The following is a 23,413-nucleotide window of genomic DNA, read 5'->3' as shown; positions in this document are numbered from 1 at the left end:
CTCATTAACGAGTACAGCATAACACAACCCGCCCCATCAGTAACGTCTCTGCCACTCAGCATCGCTCATCAGGGTATCTTTTTGTCCCATGAAATAGCGATAGTAGGCGTCATAAGCCAATACGTTCTTCACGTAGCCGCGGGTTTCCGAGAATGGAATACTTTCCACAAACGCGACGGCGTCAATGCGCCCGGCGCTGTTGCCAAGCCAGGTGCGCACGCGGCCCGGGCCAGCGTTATACGCCGCTGAGGAGAAGATGCGGTTATTGCCGAACTGCTGATAAACATACTGCAGGTAGCTGGTACCGATATTGATGTTGGTCTCCGGATCCAGCAGCTGTGACGGGCTGCTGTATCCCGGGATGTTAAACATCTTCACCGTGTGCGTCGCGGTTCCCGGCATCACCTGCATCAGGCCGCTGGCCCCGACCGGGGAACGGACTTTCGGGTTCCACGCACTCTCCTGGCGGGCAATGGCCATGGCGTAGCTTTGCGGAATGTCTTTACCGCTGGTGTAGCGCTCAAACAGATCTTTATAGGCCAGCGGGAAACGCTCTTCGAGATGATCCCACAGCTTGCCGGCGATCGTTGCCTGCACGCTCAGATCCCACCAGTGGTTATCAAAGGCATAGCGGGCAAGCTGTGCCTTCTCATCGGTCGTACGGCTGGTCACCAGATTCGCCCATTCGCTACGGGCGGTATTGTCCATGTTCCAGTACATCAGCTCGCGAACGCGCGCCATTTCTGGTCCCTGAGTCAACGTCGGGCTGGCGTTAGCAGGGGCTTTATCAATGCGGAACGTGTACTCCTCACCCAGACGCTGTGCGGCCGCCATCGGGTAGAACCCACGCTGCTGCATCAGCGCATGGAGGATCTCTTTGGCTTCATCGTCACGCCCGCGCTCCATCAGCAGATCCGCCTGCCAGTAACGCCATTCGTCTTTCTCTTTGGCATCCATTGGCAGACGCGCAAGCCAGGTATTCAGCCCCCGGCGATCGCCCGTCCCCAGCGCCATACGCACGCGGCGCTCCACCAGCGACGTGGAGTTCGAACGCATAATCGCATCGTCTCGCCAGCGCGCCTGCTCGTCGGTTACATCGGTGCTCATCAGTCGCCACGCCACAATGTCGCGCAGCTCCTGAGTTTGATCTTCATTGAGCTGCTGCGCCTGCACCAGCTGCGGGATCATCAGCCGCGCATTTTCCACGTCGTCACGCGCCACGCTGGCAAAAGCCACCGCGGCCATCTGGCGGGTAAAGTCGGTTGCGCCGGTGTTGCGGGCAAAGGTCAGTACGCTGTTCGGATCGTTCGCCAGGGCGATGACGGCGGTTGAGATCGTCTGATAATCAGACGGCATTTGTCCCGCAAGCGTGGTAACCAGCCGCGTGTTTCCGGCTTTCATCGCCAGGCGAATACGTTCAAGGTACGCCAGCGGATCCTGCTTACCTGACGCACGCCATGCGCCAAAGAGGGAATCACAGGCATTTGGCTGGCTTTTTCCGGTCAACCACAGATCTTTCGCGCCCGCCCAGGCCTCTTCCTGCTGTCCGGTAACCCACTTCGCATAGTAGTAGTTACACTGGGCTTCGGTGGTGTTCGGTTTTTCCGGGCTAAACGCCAGCAGCCCACGCCAGTCTTCACGACGTGCCAGTTCGTTCACAAAACGAGACTGCAGCGTCCGCGCGGGTGGCAGCGTCGGGTTCGCCTGAATAAAGTTATTCACGGTGACCGTGGGTTGATTCATGAGATCGTCAGTGATCTGCCGATACTCCAGATACGGATAGAGAGGATACGCTTTTAAGGTCGGCATCAGCGCCTGCACGGTATCCATCTGCTTATTGTCCCACGCCTGTTTAATCTGGGCGTAGCGATTACGTTGTTCATCCAGTGAATCGGCATGCACCGCCTGGCTTGCCGCCATCACGCATACGCTGGCAGCCAGCAGACGCCAGACCACCTGTTTGGCTTTTCCCACAAGCTCTTCCTCATTGTTTTTTCGTCAATTGCAGCGTCTTGCCACGTCAAAGTCTAATTAACTTATGCTAACCAAGCATCCTGCAACGCGCCACGTCGCGGACACTTTTTTACCTTTCTTGCGCGTTTTAACACTCCCGACGTTCCTGGCTGGGATTAGGACGGGAAAAAGGCTACACTTCGAGGCTGATATTCTTTCTCATCACGATAAAAGAGGCGAAGTCCAACGTGGCTCAATTCGTTTATACCATGCATCGTGTCGGCAAAGTTGTCCCGCCGAAACGTCATATTCTTAAAAATATCTCGCTGAGCTTCTTCCCGGGCGCAAAAATCGGTGTTCTGGGTCTCAACGGTGCCGGTAAGTCCACCCTGCTGCGCATCATGGCCGGCATCGATACAGACATCGAAGGTGAAGCCCGTCCGCAGCCTGGCATCAAAATTGGCTACCTGCCGCAGGAGCCTCAGCTCAACCCGGAACACACCGTTCGTGAATCCGTTGAAGAGGCGGTTTCTGACGTCGTTAACGCACTGAAAGGTCTGGATGAAGTGTATGCCAAATACGCTGAACCGGATGCGGACTTCGATAAACTGGCCGCTCAGCAAGGCAAGTTTGAAGAGATTATCCAGGCGCATGACGGCCACAACCTGAACGTGCAGCTCGAGCGCGCCGCTGACGCCCTGCGTCTGCCAGACTGGGATGCGAAAATCGCGAACCTCTCCGGGGGTGAACGCCGCCGCGTGGCGCTGTGCCGTCTGCTGCTGGAAAAGCCAGACATGCTGCTGCTCGACGAACCGACCAACCACCTGGATGCGGAATCCGTGGCATGGCTGGAGCGTTTCCTGCACGACTTCGAAGGTACCGTTGTGGCGATCACCCACGACCGTTACTTCCTCGACAACGTTGCAGGCTGGATCCTGGAGCTTGACCGTGGTGAAGGCATTCCATGGGAAGGCAACTACTCCTCCTGGCTGGAGCAGAAAGACCAGCGTCTGGCGCAGGAAGCCTCTCAGGAAGCCGCGCGTCGTAAGTCTATCGAGAAAGAGCTGGAGTGGGTTCGTCAGGGCGCTAAAGGCCGTCAGTCTAAGGGCAAAGCCCGTCTGGCACGCTTTGAAGAGCTGAACAACACCGAATACCAGAAACGTAACGAGACCAACGAACTGTTTATTCCGCCTGGTGCACGTCTGGGGGATAAAGTGGTTGAAGTCACCAATCTGCGTAAGTCTTATGGCGATCGCCTGCTGATTGACGACCTGACCTTCTCCGTACCGAAAGGTGCCATCGTGGGGATCATCGGTCCGAACGGCGCGGGTAAATCCACCCTGTTCCGCATGATGTCCGGTCAGGAACAGCCAGACAGTGGTTCAATCACTCTGGGTGAAACCGTGAAACTGGCTTCCGTTGACCAGTTCCGTGACGCCATGGATAACAGCAAAACCGTGTGGGAAGAAGTCTCCGGCGGCCTGGATATCATGCGTATCGGTAACACCGAAATGCCAAGCCGCGCTTACGTTGGCCGCTTTAACTTCAAAGGCACCGACCAGGGTAAACGCGTGGGCGAGCTCTCCGGTGGTGAACGTGGTCGTCTGCACCTGGCCAAACTGCTGCAGGTTGGCGGTAACGTGCTGCTGCTCGATGAACCGACCAACGACCTTGACATTGAAACCCTGCGCGCGCTCGAAAACGCCCTGCTGGAGTTCCCGGGCTGTGCAATGGTTATCTCGCACGACCGTTGGTTCCTTGACCGTATCGCAACCCACATCCTGGACTACCAGGACGAAGGGAAAGTGGAGTTCTTCGAAGGTAACTTCACCGAATACGAAGAGTACAAGAAACGTACGCTGGGCGCGGATGCGCTGGAGCCGAAACGTATTAAGTACAAACGTATCGCGAAATAAATGTAAAACGGCAACGTCAGTTGCCGTTTTTTTTGTTTGTTCCTACACCCTGTGAGTGACGCACCGTTCACCCACCCACGTAAAACCGCTTCACCTCATCACACTGCATCGCAAAGTCGATATAACGCATCAGCGCCGGCGAGTTCAGCTTGCGGCTCGGGTAAGCCAGCCACAGATCGTTCCCCTCGACGTTCCACTCCGGCAGCACCTTCACCAGCGCGCCCTTTTCAACCTTATCCTCAAGCAAAAAAGCGGGAAGCAGCGTGATCCCGGCGCCGGCGATGGCACATTCGCGCGCATACACCAGATTATCCGTCAGATGGGCGTTATCCGGCAGATAACGGTAATCCTCACTTTCGCTTTGCAGCAGCCACTCAGACCACGCCTTGTGGGTAATACAGCGGTGATCCACCAGCTGCCGGGGATGCGTCAGCGGCTCCCGGCGCGCCAGGTAAGTCGGTGAGGCCAGCATATAACGCGGGCAATGACCGATCATACGGCCAATCAGAGAGGAGTCCTGCGGCTTACCGGTACGCAGCGCCACGTCAAAACCTGACTCGACCAGGTCGAGCACGTCGTCAGAAATGGACACGTCAAGCGAAACGTCCGGATAGCGGAGCTGGAACTCCGCATTCAAATGCGCCAGCAGCGTCGCGCCGATCCCGGCCGGGCAGGTGATGCGCAGCCGACCGCTGGGGTTTTCACGCAGCCGCTGAATGGCGTACTCCGCCCGTTCACTTGCCGCCAGCATCTCGCGGCAGTGAACCAGATAGTGCTCGCCGGCGAACGTCAGGTTCAGCCTGCGCGTAGTACGGTTGAGCAAGCGGATCCCCACCTGCTGCTCAAGCTGACTGATTCGCTGGCTGACGCTGGATTTCGGCAGCTCAGCTTTCTGTGCCGCCGCGGTAAAGCTGCCCAACTCTGCCACCAGCGCAAACAGCGCCATATCCTGAAGTTGTTTAAACATGATTGTTCATCCTGTACGAACACTTCGTTCTTAATTGTCCATCTTATCACGCGGCTGAGCACTTAATAGACTAGTCTCAACAACACGCTTTCTATAAAGGAGCTCACCATGTCAGTTAAAGCCATTGCCGTTAATCCAGACAGTCCTGCTGATTTCATTGAAATTACCCAACCGATGCCGCAACCCGGCGAGCACGATCTGCTGGTTGAGGTAAAAGCCGTTTCCATCAACCCGGTCGATACCAAAGTTCACGCGGGCATCGTCAGAAGCGGCCTGACGGAACCACGCGTTCTCGGCTGGGACGCCAGCGGCATTGTGAAAGCCGTGGGTGCAGGCGTTAGCGGTTTTAAACCGGGGGATGAAGTGTGGTACGCGGGCGATATTACCCGCCCGGGCAGCAATACCACCCATCAGCTGATCGATGCGCGCATTGTCGGGCATAAGCCGGCAAGCCTCGGCTGGGCTGCCGCAGCAGCCTTGCCGTTAACCGCCCTCACCGCCTGGGAAGGATTGTTTGAACGGCTGAATATCCAGGATGCCGGCCCGGACAAAACGCTGCTCATTATTGGCGGCGCGGGCGGCGTAGGATCGCTGGCGATCCCGTTTGCGAAACATCGCAGCAACGTGAAGATCGTCGCGACCGCCTCGCGGGAAGATTCTGCTCAGTGGTGTCGCGATCGCGGTGCCGATCACGTGGTGAATTACCGTGACCTGAAAGGTGAACTGGCTAAACAGGGCCTGACGTTTGTGGATTACATTTTCATTCTCAATGATACCGACGGCCACTGGGATGCCGTCAGTGAACTGATCGCACCGCAGGGGCATATCTGCTCCATCGTTGAGAACGCACATCCGTTGAACCAGGATAAGCTGAAATCCAAATCTGCCGCGCTGCACTGGGAGTTTATGTACACCCGCAGCATGTACCAGACCGCCGACATGGCGCGTCAGGGCGAGATCTTAAACGAGGTTGCGAAGCTGGTGGATAACGGCGTGGTGGAAAGCTCACTGAGCGAAACGCTGCACGGGCTGAGCGTCGAAAGCATCACCGAAGCGCACCGAAAAGTGCTGGACGGGCATATGCGTGGCAAAGTGGTGGTTGAGTATTGAGGGGGGGTGTACCCCCTCACACCGGCCCTCTCCCTCAGGAGAGGGTTAGGATGAGGGAATTACCCCTGCTCCCCCATCATCTCTTTCACCAGCTCTACGCAGCGCAGGAAACGGCTGTCGTAATCTGACTCCTCCACATGCACAAACTCCACGTTATTTTCGTGCAGCATGTCGATGAGCATGCTCTGGAACTCTTTTCTGTCGACGGAACTGCCGAGGCTGCGGATCCCGTCGGCAACCCACGGGGTGTTGTTTTCGAGCAAAATCACCAGGTCAAAGCGGTATTCGTCTATCAGCGCCTGCACAAACGGATGCTCGCGTCCCTCGTATTTTTTGCAAAACGCCTGGGTGGTGACGAAATCGGTATCAATGAAGGCCACTTTATTGGCGTATTTCACCGCGAAATCAATGTACTGCGCATGACCCAGCGCGATTTTATCGTAGTCGGAGTACTGCAACGCCATCTCGTCACCGCCCAGATGAGAGAAGACGTAATCACGCCCGTACTCCCACGCACTGGTGGTGTTAAAGATGTTGGCCAGCTTGTTGACCAGCGTCGATTTCCCGCTCGACTCGCCGCCCAGAATCGCAACGGTGCGCACAAAGAACGGTTTTACCTCGGTTGGGATGTAATCCCAGTAGCGGAACGGGTTTTCGCGGATCAGCGCCCCGCTGATGTTCATAAAGGTACGCTTTGGATCGATCAGCACGGTTTCAATGCCCAGATGCTCGCGGAACTGCGGCGCATCGGACTCTTCAGAGGTGTAGATCCAGTTCGGGGTGATCCCCTTTTCGTCCATGAACGCTTTGACGCCATTGCTCCACACATCCCAGCCGTGCGGATACGGCTCCATGCCCTCTTCATTAAAAGCATGAATACGAATGTTTTTCTGGTACTTAAAGGTCTGCAGCAGCCAGCGCAGGCGGTCCGGCACGGTCGGCTGCTGCGACATGGCGCTGTCCTCGAACAGCTGACGATCGCGGGTTTCATCGTAACCCATGATGATATGCAGCTCGTCCACCTGGCTACAGGCACGCTGGATCAGATAGATGTGCCCGGTATGCAGCGGGTAAAACTTGCCAAATACCACGCCGATGTTCTTTTGCATACGCGGGAATTCAAGCCCCAGAAAGCGGTGCAACGCTTCCAGCTTTTGTGCGCTGGGGCTTTTGATTTTGGCGTTCAGCAGTTGGCTCAGGTAGCCTTTGGTCATGCCGCTGGCATCCGCCACCTGCTGCAGCGTGCAGCCTTTCTGGCGGATTGCGGTCTTGATGTAGTCAAATGATGACATAAATTACGGTGCCTCCTGCAAAATCGAATACGTAATTATAAGTCGTCAAAGACATTTAACGCATCTGCGAGTTTCTTCACGCCAAAGACCTGCATCCCTTCCGGGATTTTTTTCGGCACGTTGGCGGCGGGCACAATGGCGCGGCGAAAGCCGTGCTTCGCCGCCTCGGAGATGCGCTCCTGGCCGCTTGGCACCGGGCGGATCTCCCCGGCCAGACCCACTTCACCAAACACCACCAGGTCCTGCGGCAACGGTCTGTCACGCAGGCTGGAGACCATTGCCAGCAGCAGCGCCAGATCCGCACTGGTCTCAGTGACTTTGACCCCGCCGACCACGTTGACGAACACGTCCTGATCCGCCATCTGCAGGCCGCCGTGGCGGTGCAGTACGGCCAACAGGATCGCCAGGCGGTTTTGTTCCAGGCCAACGGCCACACGCCGTGGGTTACCCATCATTGAGTGATCCACCAGCGCCTGAATTTCCACGAGCAGCGGACGCGTCCCTTCCCAGAGCACCATCACCGAGCTACCGGAGGTCACTTCATCGCCCCGGCTGAGAAAGATGGCAGACGGGTTGCTGACTTCACGCAGCCCCTGCTCGGTCATGGCAAACACGCCCAACTCGTTCACCGCACCAAAACGGTTTTTGTGGCTGCGCAACGTACGGAAACGGGAATCGGCATCGCCGTCGAGCATGACGGAGCAGTCGATACAGTGCTCCAGCACTTTCGGCCCCGCCAGCGAGCCATCTTTCGTGACGTGGCCGACCATCACAATCGCCACACCGCGCGTTTTGGCAAAGCGCGTGAGATAGGCGGCGGTTTCACGCACCTGCGCCACGCTCCCCGGTGAAGACTGGATATCCGCCATGTGCATCACCTGAATGGAGTCGATAACCATCAGCTTCGGCTGCTCTTCTTCGGCAATCATGCAGATTTGCTCGATGCTGGTTTCCGAAAGCATGTTGAGGTTGCCGGTTGGCAGGCCAAGACGGTGCGCACGCATCGCCACCTGCTGCAGGGACTCTTCACCGGTGACGTACAGGGTTTTCATCTGTTCGGCGAGCTTGCAGAGCGTTTGCAGCAGCAGTGTTGATTTACCCGCTCCCGGGTTACCACCGATCAGGATCGCACTGCCCGGCACCACTCCCCCGCCGAGCACACGGTCAAACTCTTTGAAGCCGGTCGAGAAACGCGGCAGCTCTTCGAGGCTGATATCCGAGAGCTTTTGCACTTTCGCAACACCGGCGTTGCCGGCATAACCGCTCAGGCGTTCATTGCGGGCCACGCTCGGCGAAGCCGCCACACCACGCACTTCGGTGATGGTGTTCCAGGCATGACAGGCGCTACATTGCCCCTGCCAGCGCGGATAATCCGCACCACATTCATTACAGACAAATGCGCGTTTTGGAGCTTTCGCCACGGTTTACCTCGTTATTTCTGATTCACGCTGCCGGAGAGAATGCAGAACACCCCCATCAGGTCAGCATGACGGATGGTGACTTCCGTCTTTTCATTCACTTTAGGCTTGGCATGGTAGGCAATGCCAAGGCCTGCCGCTTTGATCATCGGCAGGTCGTTCGCGCCATCACCGATGGCAACGGTCTGGACGACAGGAATTTCATATTTTTCCGCCAGACGGGTCAGGGTATTGGCTTTGTACTGGGCATCCACGATATCGCCGATCACCTGGCCGGTCAGCTTTCCGTCCATGATTTCCAGCTCATTCGCCACCACGGTGGTCAGGCGCAACGTGTCGCGAAGGTAGTCGGCGAAGAAGGTGAACCCGCCCGAGGCGATAGCCACTTTCCAGCCCAGCGTTTCTAACTTCAGCACCAGCTGCGTCAGCCCCGGCATTAACGGCAGCTCATCACGCACCTGGCGCAGGATGTTCGCATCCGCCCCTTTCAGGGTCGCCACGCGCTGTCTCAGACTGGCGGTGAAATCCAGCTCGCCACGCATCGCGCGTTCGGTCACATCGGCCACCAGCTCGCCGCTGCCGGCAAGCCTGGCGATCTCGTCGATGCACTCGATCTGGATGGCGGTGGAATCCATGTCCATCACCAGCAGACCCGGCGTTTTCAGGTGTGGAATTTTGCCGAGAGGCGCCACGTCCAGGCCGGCATCATGCGCCAGGCGGGTCGCGCGCTGCGTCAGGGAACCTGCCAGGCGGATGACCTGATAATCCTCTACGCACCAGGCCGCCACGATGACCATCGCTGCACCCAGTTTGGTTTGATATTGGGTCAGGCGTTGCTTGTCCAGGCCGCGTCCGTACAGCAGCCAGCCGCTACGGCCAGCGTGGTAATCCAGAGGCATCACCTCATCACCACTTAAAGAGAGCGGCAATCCTGGCCATAAAGAGACATCCGTAGGCAGGTCGCACCAGGTAATGTTCGGCATTGAAGCTCCTGTGAATTCGTTCGCGCCGGAAGGTTCCAGAGGGAAAATAACGCATGAGGCTACCTTGTAACCATCACTTCTGGCAACATTAAGCCGTAAATTTTCAGCAGGTGGAATATGGCTCGCGCAAAACTGAAATTCCGACTTCATCGTGCCGTGATTGTCCTGATATGTCTCGCACTCTTGGTCGCGCTGATGCAAGGAGCATCGTGGTTCAGCCAGAATCACCAGCGGCAACGTAACCCGCAGTTTGAGGAACTGGCGCGTACTCTGGCGCGTCAGGTCACGCTCAACATCGCCCCGGCGATGCGCACCGAAACGCCGGACGAGAAGCGCATAGGTCAGATATTACGCCAGTTAACCGAAAACAGCCGCATTCTTGATGCCGGTGTCTACGACGAACAGGGCGACTTGATCGCCCGTGCCGGTGAACATGTTGACGTCCGTGACAGGCTGGCGCTGGACGGCAAAAAAGCCGGCGGCTATTTCAATCAGCAGATCGTCGAACCCGTGCAGGGGAAAAATGGTCCGCTCGGGTATTTGCGCCTGACGCTCGACACCCACACCCTGCCCACCGAAGCAAAACAGGTGGACAACACCACCAATATTTTGCGCCTGATGCTGCTGCTCTCGTTGGCCATCGGTGTGGTGCTGGCACGCACGCTGCTGCAGGGTAAACGCACCCGCTGGCAGCAATCGCCTTTCCTCCTGACCGCCAGTAAATCGGTGCCCGAAGAGGACGAGAGCGATAAGAAAGAATAGTGATAAAGTAGGCTTACGATTCGGAAAAGGAACTTTGCCATGACGACGTTACGCCTGCTTATCTCTGACTCTCACGATCCCTGGTTCAATCTCGCGGTAGAAGAGTGCATCTTCCGTCAGATGCCAGCCACTCAACGGGTGTTATTTTTATGGCGCAACGCCGATACGGTGGTGATTGGCCGTGCGCAGAACCCCTGGAAAGAGTGTAATACCCGGCGTATGGAAGAGGATAACGTCCGCCTGGCGCGACGCAGCAGCGGCGGCGGCGCGGTATTTCACGACCTCGGCAATACCTGCTTTACCTTTATGGCGGGCAAACCTGAATACGATAAAACCATTTCCACCGCGATTGTGCTTAACGCCCTGATATCGCTGGGCGTGACTGCCGAAGCGTCAGGTCGCAACGATCTGGTCGTCAAAACCCCCGACGGGGATCGCAAAGTCTCCGGCTCCGCCTACCGTGAAACCCTGGACCGGGGATTCCATCACGGGACATTGTTGCTGAATGCCGACCTCAGCCGTCTTGCGAATTACCTTAATCCCGATAAGAAAAAGCTGCAGGCCAAAGGTATCACCTCCGTGCGAGGCCGCGTCGCCAACCTGATCGAATTACTGCCGGGCATCACCCACGAACAGATCTGCGATGCCATCCGCGAAGCGTTTTTCGCTCACTACGGCGAGCGGGTCGAAGCCGAAGTGATCTCCCCGGATAACACCCCTGACCTGCCAAACTTTGCGGAAACCTTTGCCCGTCAGAGCAGCTGGGAGTGGAACTTTGGTCAGGCGCCGGCCTTCTCGCACCTGCTGGACGAGCGCTTCACCTGGGGCGGCGTGGAGCTTCATTTTGACGTGGAAAAAGGCCACATTACCCGGGCGCAGGTCTTTACGGACAGCCTGAACCCTGCGCCGCTGGAGGCGCTGGCCAACCGCTTACAGGGCTGCCTGTATCGGGCCGACACGGTGCAGTTGACATGTGAGGCGTTACGTGGCGAGTTCCCCGATCAGGCAATCGAGTTGGGCGAGCTTTCTGCCTGGCTTTCGCAGGCCGTACGCTAAACCATGTTGCCCGGCGTGCTTCGCCGGGCGAGTAATGTGACCTGTTTACGCGATAACCTCTTATTCTTATTTTTTAAGCAGGCTTCAGGGATCCAGCCTGCCCCATCTCATTAAAAAATATTATATTATCGTCGTGAAAGGCATTGAATGCTTCCCGGCCTTACGAAAACCGCTAATAACTTTCAATAATAAATTGAACAATAAAAGCGGAAATATGCCCGTAAAATGCGTGAACACATTCACACCATCTATGCTTTTATATTTTCATTACTGCCCGTTTAGAAATTCTAAATACACCATTTAGAGTAGCCACAATATACTACTGCCCGTGGTTACACCCATATATAAAACCTATTGATTACATTACTAGTCGACAGCTCTATAATTTCTCTTCGTTAAGGAACAACAATGAAAAAAATTCTTCTTGTCGCGGCCATCGCTGCGGCAACGTCCATGACCACAGCCCATGCGGCTAACACCGCCGTCATGAAAGTGCAAGGCAAACTGACCAACGCGTCATGTACTCCTACAATGAGCAACGGCGGTGCAGTAGATTATGGCAAAATATCAATGGGCTCACTGAGCGCGACTGAGGATAACCAGCTCGGCCAGCGTGATATCACCATGACAATTACCTGTAATTCTGCGACCAAAGTCGGCTGGACAATGTACGACAACCGCAAAGACAGTCTGGCTGATGGCCATTATATTGAAGTCGATGATTCTGCCGTTGATGGCAGCTCGACATTCAGCCCTCAGTACACAAGCGGTTTAGGTTTTACCAAAGAAGGTCAGAAGATTGGCGGATGGGCAGTGTATACCAACCTGCCATATGTCACGGTAGACGGCGCACCTGCTGATGCGATTACCGCGGGAGGCACTAATCTGACTAAATGGAATAAAAATACGACGGGTCGTCTTGTTCTGGATGACTACGAAACCATGTCCGTCGCCAAACCGGGTGAACTCGTGCCGATGGCCTTTACCGAAGCCGTATTCCCAATGAAAGTCTCCATGGCAATCAGGAATACCAACAGACTGAGCATTACCGAAGATACCGAACTGGATGGTCAGGCGACCATTACGCTGAAATACCTCTAATTAAATTATCGCTCAGGCGATAACGTATCTCTGACGGCGAATTTAATTCGCCGTTTTTTATTCCTTTATTCATACTGCATCCATCATATTATTCGCAAGACGTAAATACATACATGATTGTATTTACAGCCCTTAATTAAACTCACAACCGAGTGTAGAATTTCTCATTTCACAAATAACTCTGACCATTAATAGAATTCCCGCGCTTGTGAATCAATACGTTAATTACACGCACACAAGAAAATGTCCACTTTTTGGTTAAGGAATAACAGTGAAAAAACTTCTTCTCGCCACTCTGATTGCCGTGGCTTCTCACGCTGCGCTCGCCGACTCTACCGTTGTGATGAAGGTGAAAGGCAAAATGAATAATGCGTCCTGTACGCCTGAATTAAGCAATGGCGGTTCAATCGATTTTGGCACCATCGCCCTGGATCAACTTTCTCCTACCCAGACGAATCAGATGGGTCAAAAGGACATGTCGTTAACCATTACCTGCCCTTCAGCGACCAAAGTGGCCTGGAGCATCGCGGACAATAAAGAAGATACCAATGCGGCAAATGACCTGACGTCCAGCCAGTTCTACATCCGCGATGCGGCGGATAACGGAGGTGATGCCTGGGGCGCTGGCACCACCTATGGCGTTGGCACCACGGCGGCGGGCGAAAAGATTGGGGCGTATGCCATCGCAACACGCGTGAATGAAGTTACCGCCAATGGTCTTCCGGCTCAGGCCATTTATGCCCCGGCGTACGTCAACAGCAATGGCGAATACATGTGGCGTAACCTGAGTACCGGTATTATTGCCAACGGTAACGCAGAAATTATGACGGCGACCACCCCAGGCAAATCTTCTCCGCTGGCGATTACCAACGTCGTCTTCCCGTTTAAAGTCTCGATGGCCATTGTGAATACCGATCGCCTGACCACGACCGATGAAGCTCAGCTGAGCGGCGAAACCACCATTACGCTGGTTTATCTCTGATACGTTAAGGTCATGTTTTCTTTTCTCCGGCGGGATATCCCGCCGTTTTAAAGCAGAATATAAATCCATTCATATCTGATTGTAATGACTTAATAAAATCTCAATGTGCTCGTTAGAAAATCTAATTATTGCATTCTGTGAATCATTAATAGAATCAGCGGCGCTTGTTATTTAACACGTGTATTCATGCAAGCACTTTGCGGACTAAAAATATCTTTTTTAGTCACTCTCTTTCAGGTTAAGGAATAACAATGAAAAAGCTTCTTCTTGCCACTGTGCTATCCATGGCGGCAACAGCCGTTTGCGCAGAACCGACCGCCATGCTCAAAGTACAGGGCTCACTGACCAGCGCAGGCTGCGTGCCGGAAATCAGCAACGGGGGTCTGGCCAACTTCGGTGAAATCGGTCTGGACTCCCTCTCCTCCAGCGTGCCATATCAGGCAGGCCATAAAGATGTCACCCTGACCATCAAGTGCCAGTCCGCCACACGCGTGGGCTGGACGCTTCACGACGATCGCGCGGACTCCAACGCCGGTGCCAGCCTGCCAGCTAACCAGTTCCACGTGGATAACGCTACCGCAAACGGTGGCCAGGCATCTGGCTCCAGCCAACTGAACGGCGTAGGTAAAACCAGCGCCGGCGAGAACATCGGTGCGTATGCCATTTCTACCTACCTGACCTCCGTTACCGCAGACGGCGCGGCGGTACAGCCTATCGCGGCCACCCTGTATACCGGCGGCACGATCAGCAGCAGAAGCTGGATGAACATGTGGACCAGCGGCATCCTCTCCAACGATGGCACCGACGTCATGACCGTTTCCAAAAGCGGCCAGCGTGCACCTTTAGCCTTCATGAGCGCGGCATTCCCGCTGAAGATTGCGCTGGCCGTAGCCCCAAGCGACAAGCTGACCCTGACCGACAAAACCGAGCTTGAAGGCCAGTCAACGATCACCCTGGTTTACCTCTAATCCAGCCCCCTGACGCAAAACTCTCCAGTTACATGGGGAGTTTTTTTCCTGACCAGCGAATGAAACCCACTATGTCTACGATCCACACATCAACACGTTTGATCTGCTCACTGTGCCTCGCCCTTCCGGCTTCGCTTTTTGCCGCCGGAATGGTGCCTGAAACCACCCTGCTGCTGATTGACGAAGCGAACCACGGCGGCGTCATGAGCGTGAAAAACACCGACAGCATTCCCACCCTGCTTTACACCTCCATCCGGGATATCGGGGGCGACCAGGGGGTAAAACTCAACGTCACCCAGCCGGTTGTGCGCCTCGAGCCAGGCCAGGAGCAACAGGTTCGCTTTATTCTTGAAACCGACAAACCGCTTAGCGTTGAACAGTACAAACGCGTGGTGTTCGAAGGTATTCCGCCCAAGAGCACGGATAAAAACGTGAAGGTCGGGATCAACCTGCGTCAGGATTTACCGGTCCTGATCCATCCCAAAGATCTGCCGGTGGTCACCGACGCCTGGAAATTACTGACCTGGTCAGTCACCGGGAAAGAGGTCAAGGTGCAGAATCCGTCCGCCTACGTGGTCCGTTTCTCCACCTCTGTCACCTTACTGCCTTCGCATACGGAAGGTCTGGTCAACAAGACGTTTATCCTGCCGGGAGAGACCATGACGGTGCAGACCGACACCCCGGTTAATGGCACCGATAACGCCATTGAGTTCAATCCGGCCAGCCGCTACGGGATTGAAGTTGAGAGCTTTACCGCTTCCCTGACGCGCCAGTAAGACAGGGATGTTTTGGTGATTGAGTTCTCTTTGCGTAATCAGACGCTTCGCGCCGCCATACTGGGGGCTTTGACGTTGCCCGCCCAGTCGGTATCGGCGGCCGGTATGGATTTTAATACCGATATTCTGGCGACCCGCGGTATCAGCACCAACCTCGCCCACTACTTCTCCCAGGCCCAGCGATACCTGCCGGGGCCGCATGCCGTGCAGGTAAAAATTAACGGCGTCGATAAAGGCACGCTTGCGATCCGCGTGGGAGAGGAAGGGCAACTGTGTCTGGATGATGACTTTACCCGTGCGGCAGGTCTTCTTCCGCTGAATATCGATGCAAAAGAGCCCTGCCATAATCTTCTGCAAGATTACCCGACGGCCACCGTCACGCTGCTGCCCAACGCGGAGTCGCTTGAGATTTATGTTCCCGCAGAGGCGATGGACAATGGTTTCTATGCAGCGAAATACTACGCGCACGGCGGTGCGGCGGGTCTTATCAATTACAGTGCGTTCAGCAACTACAACGAGTACGGCAGCGGCGGAAACAGTACCTTTTCCCAGGGCAATATTGGCGCCGGTCTCAACGTGGCGAACTGGACGCTGCGCAGCAACTTTATCCTGACCGACGATAACGGAACCCGCAGCACAGAGAATCTCTATACCTACGCGGAACACGTCTTCGAAGAACGAAAACTTCGCATTCAGGCGGGGCAGATTAACGTCAACTCGGCGCTGTTCAGTGGCGCACAAATTAATGGCGTTCAGTTCCTGCCGGAAACGGGCCTGCAACCGAATATTCCGGCGACGACCATTTCCGGCATCGCCCGCACCAACCAGGCGCGCGTTGACGTTCGTCAGTCCGGGCAAGTTATCTACTCTTCGCTGGTGAATGCCGGTCCGTTTACTCTGACCGATGTCCCGGTGGTGCGTGGCAACGTGGATTTGGACATCAGCGTGGTCGAAACCGACGGTTCCACCACGACGTTTACGGTTCCCTCCTCCTCACTGAACGTGAGCGGGATGACGCGCACCGAAGGGCTCAGCGTCTCGTTGGGTAAAGTTCGCGATACCGGGGATGAACAAGGGTCGCCCTGGGTATTTAATTTTTCTGACGGAACCCGGTTTACGCCCCAGCTCACCGGCGTCACGGCGGGCGTGCTGGCAGAGCAGTATCAGGCGGTCGGGGCGATGCTGGAATGGTCGCCAGCCGAGTACTGGCTCCTTTCTCCCAGCGTTCAGATGAGCCGCGCGCAGTTCTACGGTCAACAAAATGGCCGCAAGATAGAATTGCAAAGTCACCTTTCCCTGCCCGAGCAACTCACGCTTGGGGTCAGCGCATCAACCTACAGCACCGGCTACCGGGAGTTAAACGAGGCGATGGACGCTGAATCCCAGCGCTATCAAAGCGCCTGGAATACCAGCCTCAACTGGAACAATGCATGGGTTGGCTCGCTTTCTTTCCAGTACAGCGAGAATGCTGGCGATGAAGAGAGCAGTAGCTCCCGCTACCTGATGGTCTCCTGGGGCAAGAGTCTGGGGCACACGTCGCTCTCAGTGAACTGGCAGCACGCCCTCAGCAGCAGTGAGACGGAGAAGGGCGGCACAAGTGATGGCGACCTGCTCTATCTTAATCTGGTCATTCCGTTTGGCACTGAGCGCATCAGTACCTATATGCGCAGCCAGGGTGAAAAACAAAACCTCGGTATTCAGGACAGCGGATCGTGGGGTCAAAACACCAATTACAACCTCTCGGTCGATCGCGACAATCAGGACAAGACCCAGTCGTTTAACGGCAATGTCAGCACCAACCTGCACTATGCACAGCTGGGCATGGCCGCAGGGCTGAACGACGGGAATCAGCATAATTACAGCACCTCCCTCAGCGGCGGCATCGCCCTGCATGGTCGTGGCATTACGTTTGCACCCTACCCGATTAAAGACACCTTTGGCATTGCGCGATTAAGCGAGCCGGAAAGCGGTATTCAAATCACCACGCCCGATGGAACCGTCTGGACCGATGCGTGGGGACAAGCCGTGGTGCCGGGTCTGCGCGAGTGGCAAACCTCTCAGATTGTCATTGATGCCAGCTCCCTGCCACAGGGAATGGATTTATCAAACGGGATACAGACCGTTTCCGCAGCTTACGGCTCATTCGCGCAGGTGGATTTCCACGTGCTGAACACGCGTCGTCTAATGCTGAGCGTGAAACGCCCTGACGGGTCATGGCTCGCCAGAGGGCTTAGCGTGGTGGATAAAGACAGCCGTTATATCGTCAGCGTAATGGATAACGGCAGCGTGTTTATTCCCGACGCCACGGATGCGCCCGCCCTGTATGTGGTGGACGACAACATGGCAAAAATTTGCCACATCACGTATTCGCTCAGCGAAGACAAAAATACCGAGTCCTATTACGAAAAAGCAGAAGGAATGTGCCAGTGAAAACCTGTTATTCCCTTTTATTCGCGGCGTTTGCCAGCATGATTTTGCTCTTCTCCGCACGCGCGTCCAGTGAAGAGTGTCAGGTTACGTTTTCGCAGCCTGTTGTCTCGTTTGGAAAACTCAAACCGTCGGATATCGCCGCCTCGCAGAAGAACTGGAACCGAATGCCGGCCAAAGAAATTACGGCCAACGTCTTCTGCCCGGAGCCGAGAGTGATGGCGCTGTTTCTGCAGTCCACTGCCGGCGTCAACGGGGGGGTTCTCTTTGGTCAGGACGGGCGACTGGCCATTATTGCCGACAATATGGTGGTTGACGGGCATGCCTGCACGCTGGCGAAAACGACGGACCGTATCGGTTTTACGCCTTCCTCCAGCCCGACGCAACGCGCGTTTATCAAAAATAATGAAGGTCTCGTTGCCCGGCAAAATGCCGCGCCGGTGCGGGGTAAACACATGAGCTTCACCCTTAAGATTGTTCCCGTCATTAATAACAGCCAGCTTCGTCATGTTGCTGACAATACCCTTCTTGAGAGCAATATGGCCTGGGAATTATTAACACAGGAATAACCCCATTCACGCGTCAGGTACCTGCCTGCGTGAAGCGTAGAAAAGCACTACCGTTACAAATACTGACGGGTTAATACCCCGCAATGTCATGCTTTTTATTTATGTTAAGGATTAACAATGAAAAAATGTTTACTCGTTGTCGCGCTGGCCCTGGCGGCCACATCCGCACACGCGGGCGATACCGCCGTGCTGAAAGTCAAAGCCTCGCTTGCCGGTGCCTCGTGTGTACCGGAGCTGAGCAATAATGGCGTGATCGATTTTGGCAGGATTCATATTGGCGATTTGTCGCAAACCCAGGCTACGCAGCTGGGCGAAAAAGGGGTGATGCTGACGATCAACTGCCCAACGCCAACAAAGGTGGGCTGGAGCATTGCGGATAACCGTACCGATTCCAACGCCAGCACGGGCAGCAGTAACCTGAAGGTGAAAAACGCCAATGCTAACGGCGGTGAGCTTCGCGGTGCGATGAGCACCTTTGGGCTGGGCAAAACGCACGATGGTAAAAACATCGGCGCGTACTCCATCTACACCACGCCAGGCGATGTGACGGCGAACGGCAATAACGCTGAGCCTATCCGTACGGCCGTGACCGCGGGAGCGGGCGTGAGCCGCTGGCAGAAAGCCAACGGCGGTACCATCGCCAATAAAGATTTGGGTCTGATGAGCGTTGCACCGGCGGGCAAAAACGACCCGATGGCGGTCACCAGCGTCTCTTTCCCGCTGAACGTGTCGCTGGCGGTCGAGAATCTGAAGAATCTGTCTTTAACGGAAGATACGGAGTTTGACGGTCAGGCGACCATCAGCGTGGTGTATTTGTAACCGGGAAGAGCATGCCGGGCAGCAGACGCCGCCCGGCAGTACAACATTACTCTTTGTCGCCCAGCAGAACGGATTCCAGCGCGATTTTGATCATGTCGTTGAAGGTGGTCTGACGCTCAGCAGCGGTCGTCTGCTCGTGCGTACGGATATGGTCAGACACGGTGCAGATGGTCAGTGCTTTCGCGCCAAACTCAGCCGCGACACCGTAGATCCCTGCAGCTTCCATTTCCACACCCAGGATGCCGTACTTTTCCATCACGTCAAACATCTCGCCGCCGTCTGGTGCATAGAACAGATCAGCAGAGAACAGGTTACCCACGCGTGCGTCTACGCCCAGCGCTTTTGCGGCGTCAACCGCGTTACGCACCATGCCGAAGTCAGCGATGGCGGCAAAGTCGTGGTCTTTGAAACGCATACGGTTAACTTTAGAGTCCGTACACGCGCCCATGCCGATAACCACATCACGCAGCTTAACGTCCATACGTACTGCACCGCAGGAGCCTACGCGAATGATTTTCTTCACGCCGAAATCGGTGATCAGCTCTTTAGTGTAGATGGAGCAGGATGGGATACCCATACCGTGACCCATCACGGAGATTTTGCGGCCTTTGTACGTACCGGTGAAGCCCAGCATGCCGCGAACGTTGTTCACTTCACGCACGTCTTCGAGGAAAGTTTCTGCAATGTGCTTCGCGCGCAGCGGGTCGCCCGGCATCAATACGACGTCAGCGAAATCACCCATTTCGGCATTAATGTGAGGAGTTGCCATCTTCAGTTCCTTTTATCGTGTTTTTGCCGGGTGGCGGCGGCGCCTGCCCGGCCTGCATGGTGTTCTCCCTCTCGCGAAGGGAGAGGGGATACGCCCGGATGTGTTTAGAACATGGCCTTGCCATATTCCATGTCGGACGTACCAAAGTATTTCGCAATAGTCTGACCGATATCGGCGAAGGTTTCACGGTGGCCCAGTGAACCAGGTTTCACTTTCGGGCCGTACACCAGCACAGGAATGTGCTCGCGTGTGTGGTCGGTACCGGTCCAGGTTGGGTCGCAGCCGTGGTCGGCGGTCAGGATCAGAATGTCATCTTCACCCACCAGCTCCATCAGCTCCGGCAGACGGCGGTCAAACAGTTCCAGTCCCGCGGCATAACCGGCCACGTCACGACGGTGGCCCCAGGAGGAGTCGAAGTCCACGAAGTTGGTGAAGACGATAGTCTTGTCACCCGCTTCTTTCATCTCTTTGATGGTGGCGTCAAACAGCGCATCCAGACCGGTGGCTTTCACTTTTTTGGTGATACCGCAGTTGGCATAGATGTCTGCAATTTTCCCCACGGACACCACGTGGCCGTCTTTCTCGTCAACCAGCTTCTGCAGTACGGTCGGTGCCGGTGGCTCAACGGCCAGGTCATGACGGTTACCGGTGCGCTGGAAGTTACCCGCTTTATCACCGATAAACGGACGTGCAATCACGCGACCGATGTTATAGCCGCCTTCGGTCAGCTCTTCACGTGCGATTTCGCACAGCTCGTAAAGCTTATCCAGGCCAAAGGTCTCTTCGTGGCAGGCAATCTGGAACACGGAGTCGGCAGAGGTGTAGAAAATCGGCTTGCCGGTTTTCATGTGCTCTTCACCGAGTTCGTCCAGAATCACGGTACCGGAAGAGTGGCAGTTACCGAGGTAGCCCGGCAGATTGGCACGCTTAACCAGCTTGTCCAGCAGCTCCTGCGGGAAGCTGTTCTCGTGATCGGAGAAGTACCCCCAGTCGAAGAGAACCGGCACGCCGGCGATTTCCCAGTGGCCAGACGGGGTATCTTTACCGGAAGAGAGCTCGTGCGCCCAGGCGTACGCGCCTACCACTTCCGCATTGCCGTCCATACCGGCTGCAATTTTACCGGTAGAACCTTCATGGGCTTTCACCAGACCCAGACGGGTCAGGTTTGGCAGAGTCAGAGGGCCTTTACGACCGTTGTCCGCTTCGCCTTTCGCACAGGCTTCAGCGATGTGACCCATGGTATCGGAACCCACGTCACCAAAACGTTCTGCATCTTCGGTTGCGCCGATGCCGAATGAGTCCAGCACCATAATAAATGCACGTTTCATAATTGTTCTCCGTACGTAGTGCTTCAAAAATTATCGATCAGATCAGTATACCGCTATTCGGTGATACGGCGATAGACAGTCGGTGTGCTTTGCGGTGCTTTATCATCAAGCGTAATGGCCGCTTTCACCGCCTTTGCCGCTTCCTGCCAGCTGGCTTCATCTTTCGCGTGGATCACGGCCAGCGGACGTTGACCATCAACGCTGTCACCCAGACGCGCCATATCGGTAAAGCCGACGCTGTAATCAATGGTGTCCGAGGCCTGACGACGACCGCCGCCCATCGACACGACCGCCATGCCGAGCGCGCGCGTATCCATCGCCGAGACAAAGCCTTCGGTATCGGCGTAGACCGCTTTGCTGAGCGTCGCCGTTGGCAGGTATTTCGCGTAGTGTTCCACGAAGTCGGTCGGGCCTTTCTGCGCCGCTACCATGCGGCCGAAGATCTCTGCCGCTTTGCCGTTATCCAGCACCGCCTGAAGTTTGGCGCGTGCGTCGGCATCATCGCTGGCGAGCTTGCCGGAGATCAGCATCTCCACGCACAGGGCCATGGTGACATCGAGCAGACGCGGGTTCCGGTATTCACCGGTGAGGAACTGCACGGCTTCACGCACTTCCACGGCGTTGCCTGCGCTGGACGCCAGCACCTGGTTCATGTCCGTCAGCAGGGCGGTAGTACGCACGCCCGCACCGTTGGAGACGCCCACAATGGCTTCTGCCAGCGCCGCGGAAAGTTCATAGGTCGGCATAAAGGCGCCGCTGCCCACTTTCACATCCATGACCAGCGCATCCAGGCCTTCCGCCAGTTTCTTGGCGAGGATAGAGGCGGTAATCAGGGGAATAGAGTCAACGGTCGCGGTGATATCGCGGGTCGCGTAGAAGCGCTTGTCGGCAGGAGCAAGAGAGCTGGTCTGGCCGATAATCGCCACACCAACGTCTTTAATAATGTCGCGGAAGCGATGGTCATCCGGGAAGATATCGAAGCCCGGGATGGCTTCCAGTTTGTCGAGCGTACCGCCGGTATGTCCCAGGCCACGCCCGGAGATCATGGGGATATAACCACCACAGGCCGCCACCATTGGGCCCAGCATCAGCGACGTCACGTCACCTACACCGCCGGTTGAGTGTTTATCCACAATCGGGCCGTTGAGGTTAAGGCTTTTCCAGTCCAGAACGGTTCCTGAATCTCGCATCGCCATGGTCAGCGATACACGCTCAGGCATCGACATATCGTGGAAGAAAATGGTCATCGCCAGAGCAGCAATCTGCCCTTCAGAGATGGTGTTATCACGAATGCCATTGATAAAGAAGCGGATCTCTTCGTCGCTTAATGCATGACCATCACGTTTTTTACGAATAATTTCTTGTGCGAGAAACACGGTAACCCCCGAGAAAACAGGTTAAATGCGGCGGATGGCCCGCCGCAGGATAAAAATCAGTAGCTGCTTGCGCTCTTACCGTCGCCGTGACCCAGCGCTTTCAGCAGGCTCGCCAGCAGGCTGGATGCACCAAAGCGATAGTGACGGGAATCCGCCCACGCCGGGCCAAACAGTTCGTCGGCAATCGCCAGGAACTGCTGCGCATCTTCAGCCGTGCGCACGCCGCCCGCAGGTTTGAAGCCTACGGTTTTTTCCACGCCCATATCACGGATCACTTCCATCATGATGCGCGCGCTTTCCGGCGTTGCGTTCACCGGCACTTTACCGGTAGAGGTTTTGATGAAATCCGCACCCGCGTTGATGGAGATTTCAGACGCTTTACGGATCAGCGCTTCTTCTTTCAGCTCACCGGTTTCGATGATCACTTTCAGCAGCACGTTTGCCGCAGCACAAGCGTCTTTACACGCTTTCACCAGGTCAAAACCAACCTGCTCGTTACCGGCGATCAGCGCACGGTACGGGAATACCACGTCCACTTCGTCAGCACCGTACGCGATGGCCGCGCGGGTTTCAGCCAGCGCAATCTCGATGTCGTCATTGCCGTGCGGGAAGTTAGTCACGGTTGCAATGCGTACATCCGGCGTGCCCTGCTCTTTCAGCGTCTTACGGGCAATGGGGATAAAGCGCGGGTAGATACAGACGGCTGCAGTGTTCCCGACGGGCGTTTTCGCCTGATGGCACAGGGCGATGACTTTCTCATTGGTGTCGTCATCATTCAGGGTGGTCAGGTCCATCAGTTTCAACGCGCGCAGGCTGCTTGCAGTTAAATCGGTCATAACAT

General features: G+C 55.8%; 20 protein-coding genes. 11 read left to right on the top strand and 9 right to left on the bottom strand.

Going from position 1 to position 23,413, the window contains the following annotated elements; genetic code table 11:
- Positions 1-36: 36 nt before the first annotated feature.
- Positions 37-1,974 (bottom strand): murein transglycosylase, encoded by a 1,938-nt coding sequence (gene sltY, locus BH714_RS17945; RefSeq protein ID WP_040018582.1) that lies wholly within the window; start codon positions 1,972-1,974, stop codon positions 37-39.
- A gap of 227 nt (positions 1,975-2,201) precedes the next feature.
- Between sltY and ettA the strand changes: the two genes are divergently transcribed.
- Entirely contained in the window at positions 2,202-3,869 is a 1,668-nt protein-coding gene (ettA, locus tag BH714_RS17940; RefSeq protein ID WP_014168546.1) for an energy-dependent translational throttle protein EttA, read from the top strand.
- Positions 3,870-3,936: 67 nt separating this feature from the next.
- Here ettA and BH714_RS17935 read toward each other — a convergent pair whose 3' ends face one another.
- A complete protein-coding gene (locus BH714_RS17935) occupies positions 3,937-4,836 on the bottom strand; it encodes a LysR family transcriptional regulator (protein ID WP_025205491.1) in 900 nt (299 codons plus the stop codon).
- 108 nt (positions 4,837-4,944) lie between these two features.
- On the opposite strand from BH714_RS17935, the gene BH714_RS17930 reads away from it, so the two are divergent.
- Positions 4,945-5,946 (top strand): zinc-binding alcohol dehydrogenase family protein, encoded by a 1,002-nt coding sequence (locus BH714_RS17930; protein ID WP_032679592.1) that lies wholly within the window; start codon positions 4,945-4,947, stop codon positions 5,944-5,946.
- Positions 5,947-6,005: 59 nt separating this feature from the next.
- On the opposite strand, the gene nadR is transcribed toward BH714_RS17930, so the two are convergent.
- From nadR to serB, 3 genes are read right to left on the bottom strand one after another with little or no spacing between them, the layout of a single operon-like run.
- Positions 6,006-7,238 (bottom strand): multifunctional transcriptional regulator/nicotinamide-nucleotide adenylyltransferase/ribosylnicotinamide kinase NadR, encoded by a 1,233-nt coding sequence (nadR, locus tag BH714_RS17925; protein WP_040018581.1) that lies wholly within the window; start codon positions 7,236-7,238, stop codon positions 6,006-6,008.
- Positions 7,239-7,273: 35 nt separating this feature from the next.
- Positions 7,274-8,659: a DNA repair protein RadA gene (radA, locus tag BH714_RS17920; protein ID WP_014168542.1), complete on the bottom strand. Its 1,386-nt coding sequence runs from the start codon at positions 8,657-8,659 to the stop codon at positions 7,274-7,276.
- Between the two features lie 11 nt (positions 8,660-8,670).
- The gene (gene serB / locus BH714_RS17915) at positions 8,671-9,639 is read right to left on the bottom strand and encodes a phosphoserine phosphatase (protein ID WP_020885272.1); all 969 of its coding nucleotides are present in this window, start codon (positions 9,637-9,639) and stop codon (positions 8,671-8,673) included.
- Between the two features lie 117 nt (positions 9,640-9,756).
- Between serB and BH714_RS17910 the strand changes: the two genes are divergently transcribed.
- From BH714_RS17910 to BH714_RS17870, 9 genes are all read left to right on the top strand, one after another.
- A complete protein-coding gene (locus BH714_RS17910; protein WP_040018580.1) occupies positions 9,757-10,401 on the top strand; it encodes a YtjB family periplasmic protein in 645 nt (214 codons plus the stop codon).
- A gap of 39 nt (positions 10,402-10,440) precedes the next feature.
- Positions 10,441-11,457, top strand: coding sequence for a lipoate--protein ligase LplA (lplA, locus tag BH714_RS17905; protein WP_040018579.1), 1,017 nt, complete (start codon positions 10,441-10,443; stop codon positions 11,455-11,457).
- A gap of 408 nt (positions 11,458-11,865) precedes the next feature.
- Positions 11,866-12,558: a DUF1120 domain-containing protein gene (locus BH714_RS17900; RefSeq protein WP_040018577.1), complete on the top strand. Its 693-nt coding sequence runs from the start codon at positions 11,866-11,868 to the stop codon at positions 12,556-12,558.
- Between the two features lie 271 nt (positions 12,559-12,829).
- Positions 12,830-13,540, top strand: coding sequence for a DUF1120 domain-containing protein (locus tag BH714_RS17895; RefSeq protein WP_020885275.1), 711 nt, complete (start codon positions 12,830-12,832; stop codon positions 13,538-13,540).
- 251 nt (positions 13,541-13,791) lie between these two features.
- Positions 13,792-14,508: a DUF1120 domain-containing protein gene (locus BH714_RS17890; protein ID WP_014168534.1), complete on the top strand. Its 717-nt coding sequence runs from the start codon at positions 13,792-13,794 to the stop codon at positions 14,506-14,508.
- Between the two features lie 71 nt (positions 14,509-14,579).
- Entirely contained in the window at positions 14,580-15,284 is a 705-nt protein-coding gene (locus BH714_RS17885; protein WP_044867940.1) for a fimbria/pilus chaperone family protein, read from the top strand.
- Between the two features lie 15 nt (positions 15,285-15,299).
- Positions 15,300-17,714 (top strand): fimbrial biogenesis usher protein, encoded by a 2,415-nt coding sequence (locus tag BH714_RS17880; RefSeq protein WP_040018576.1) that lies wholly within the window; start codon positions 15,300-15,302, stop codon positions 17,712-17,714.
- Positions 17,711-18,280, top strand: coding sequence for a DUF1120 domain-containing protein (locus BH714_RS17875; RefSeq protein ID WP_127350138.1), 570 nt, complete (start codon positions 17,711-17,713; stop codon positions 18,278-18,280). The genes BH714_RS17880 and BH714_RS17875 overlap by 4 nt, the downstream gene beginning before the upstream one ends.
- A gap of 117 nt (positions 18,281-18,397) precedes the next feature.
- Positions 18,398-19,099: a DUF1120 domain-containing protein gene (locus tag BH714_RS17870; protein WP_040018575.1), complete on the top strand. Its 702-nt coding sequence runs from the start codon at positions 18,398-18,400 to the stop codon at positions 19,097-19,099.
- 46 nt (positions 19,100-19,145) lie between these two features.
- Here the strand turns inward: BH714_RS17870 and deoD are convergent, their stop codons facing one another.
- From deoD to deoC, 4 genes are all read right to left on the bottom strand, one after another.
- Complete coding sequence (gene deoD, locus BH714_RS17865; protein WP_013095492.1) at positions 19,146-19,868, bottom strand: purine-nucleoside phosphorylase; 723 nt, start codon at positions 19,866-19,868, stop codon at positions 19,146-19,148.
- Between the two features lie 104 nt (positions 19,869-19,972).
- Positions 19,973-21,196 carry a phosphopentomutase gene (gene deoB, locus BH714_RS17860; protein WP_020885280.1) on the bottom strand — a complete coding sequence of 408 codons (1,224 nt, stop codon included), beginning with the start codon at positions 21,194-21,196 and terminating at the stop codon, positions 19,973-19,975.
- Positions 21,197-21,249: 53 nt separating this feature from the next.
- Complete coding sequence (gene deoA / locus BH714_RS17855; protein ID WP_014168528.1) at positions 21,250-22,572, bottom strand: thymidine phosphorylase; 1,323 nt, start codon at positions 22,570-22,572, stop codon at positions 21,250-21,252.
- Positions 22,573-22,628: 56 nt separating this feature from the next.
- Positions 22,629-23,408: a deoxyribose-phosphate aldolase gene (deoC, locus tag BH714_RS17850; RefSeq protein ID WP_020885282.1), complete on the bottom strand. Its 780-nt coding sequence runs from the start codon at positions 23,406-23,408 to the stop codon at positions 22,629-22,631.
- Positions 23,409-23,413: the final 5 nt, after the last annotated feature.

Origin of the sequence: Enterobacter ludwigii, from assembly GCF_001750725.1 — a bacterium.
Classification (GTDB): Bacteria; Pseudomonadota; Gammaproteobacteria; order Enterobacterales; family Enterobacteriaceae; genus Enterobacter; species Enterobacter ludwigii.
This window is presented reverse-complemented; position numbering and strand designations above follow the sequence as displayed.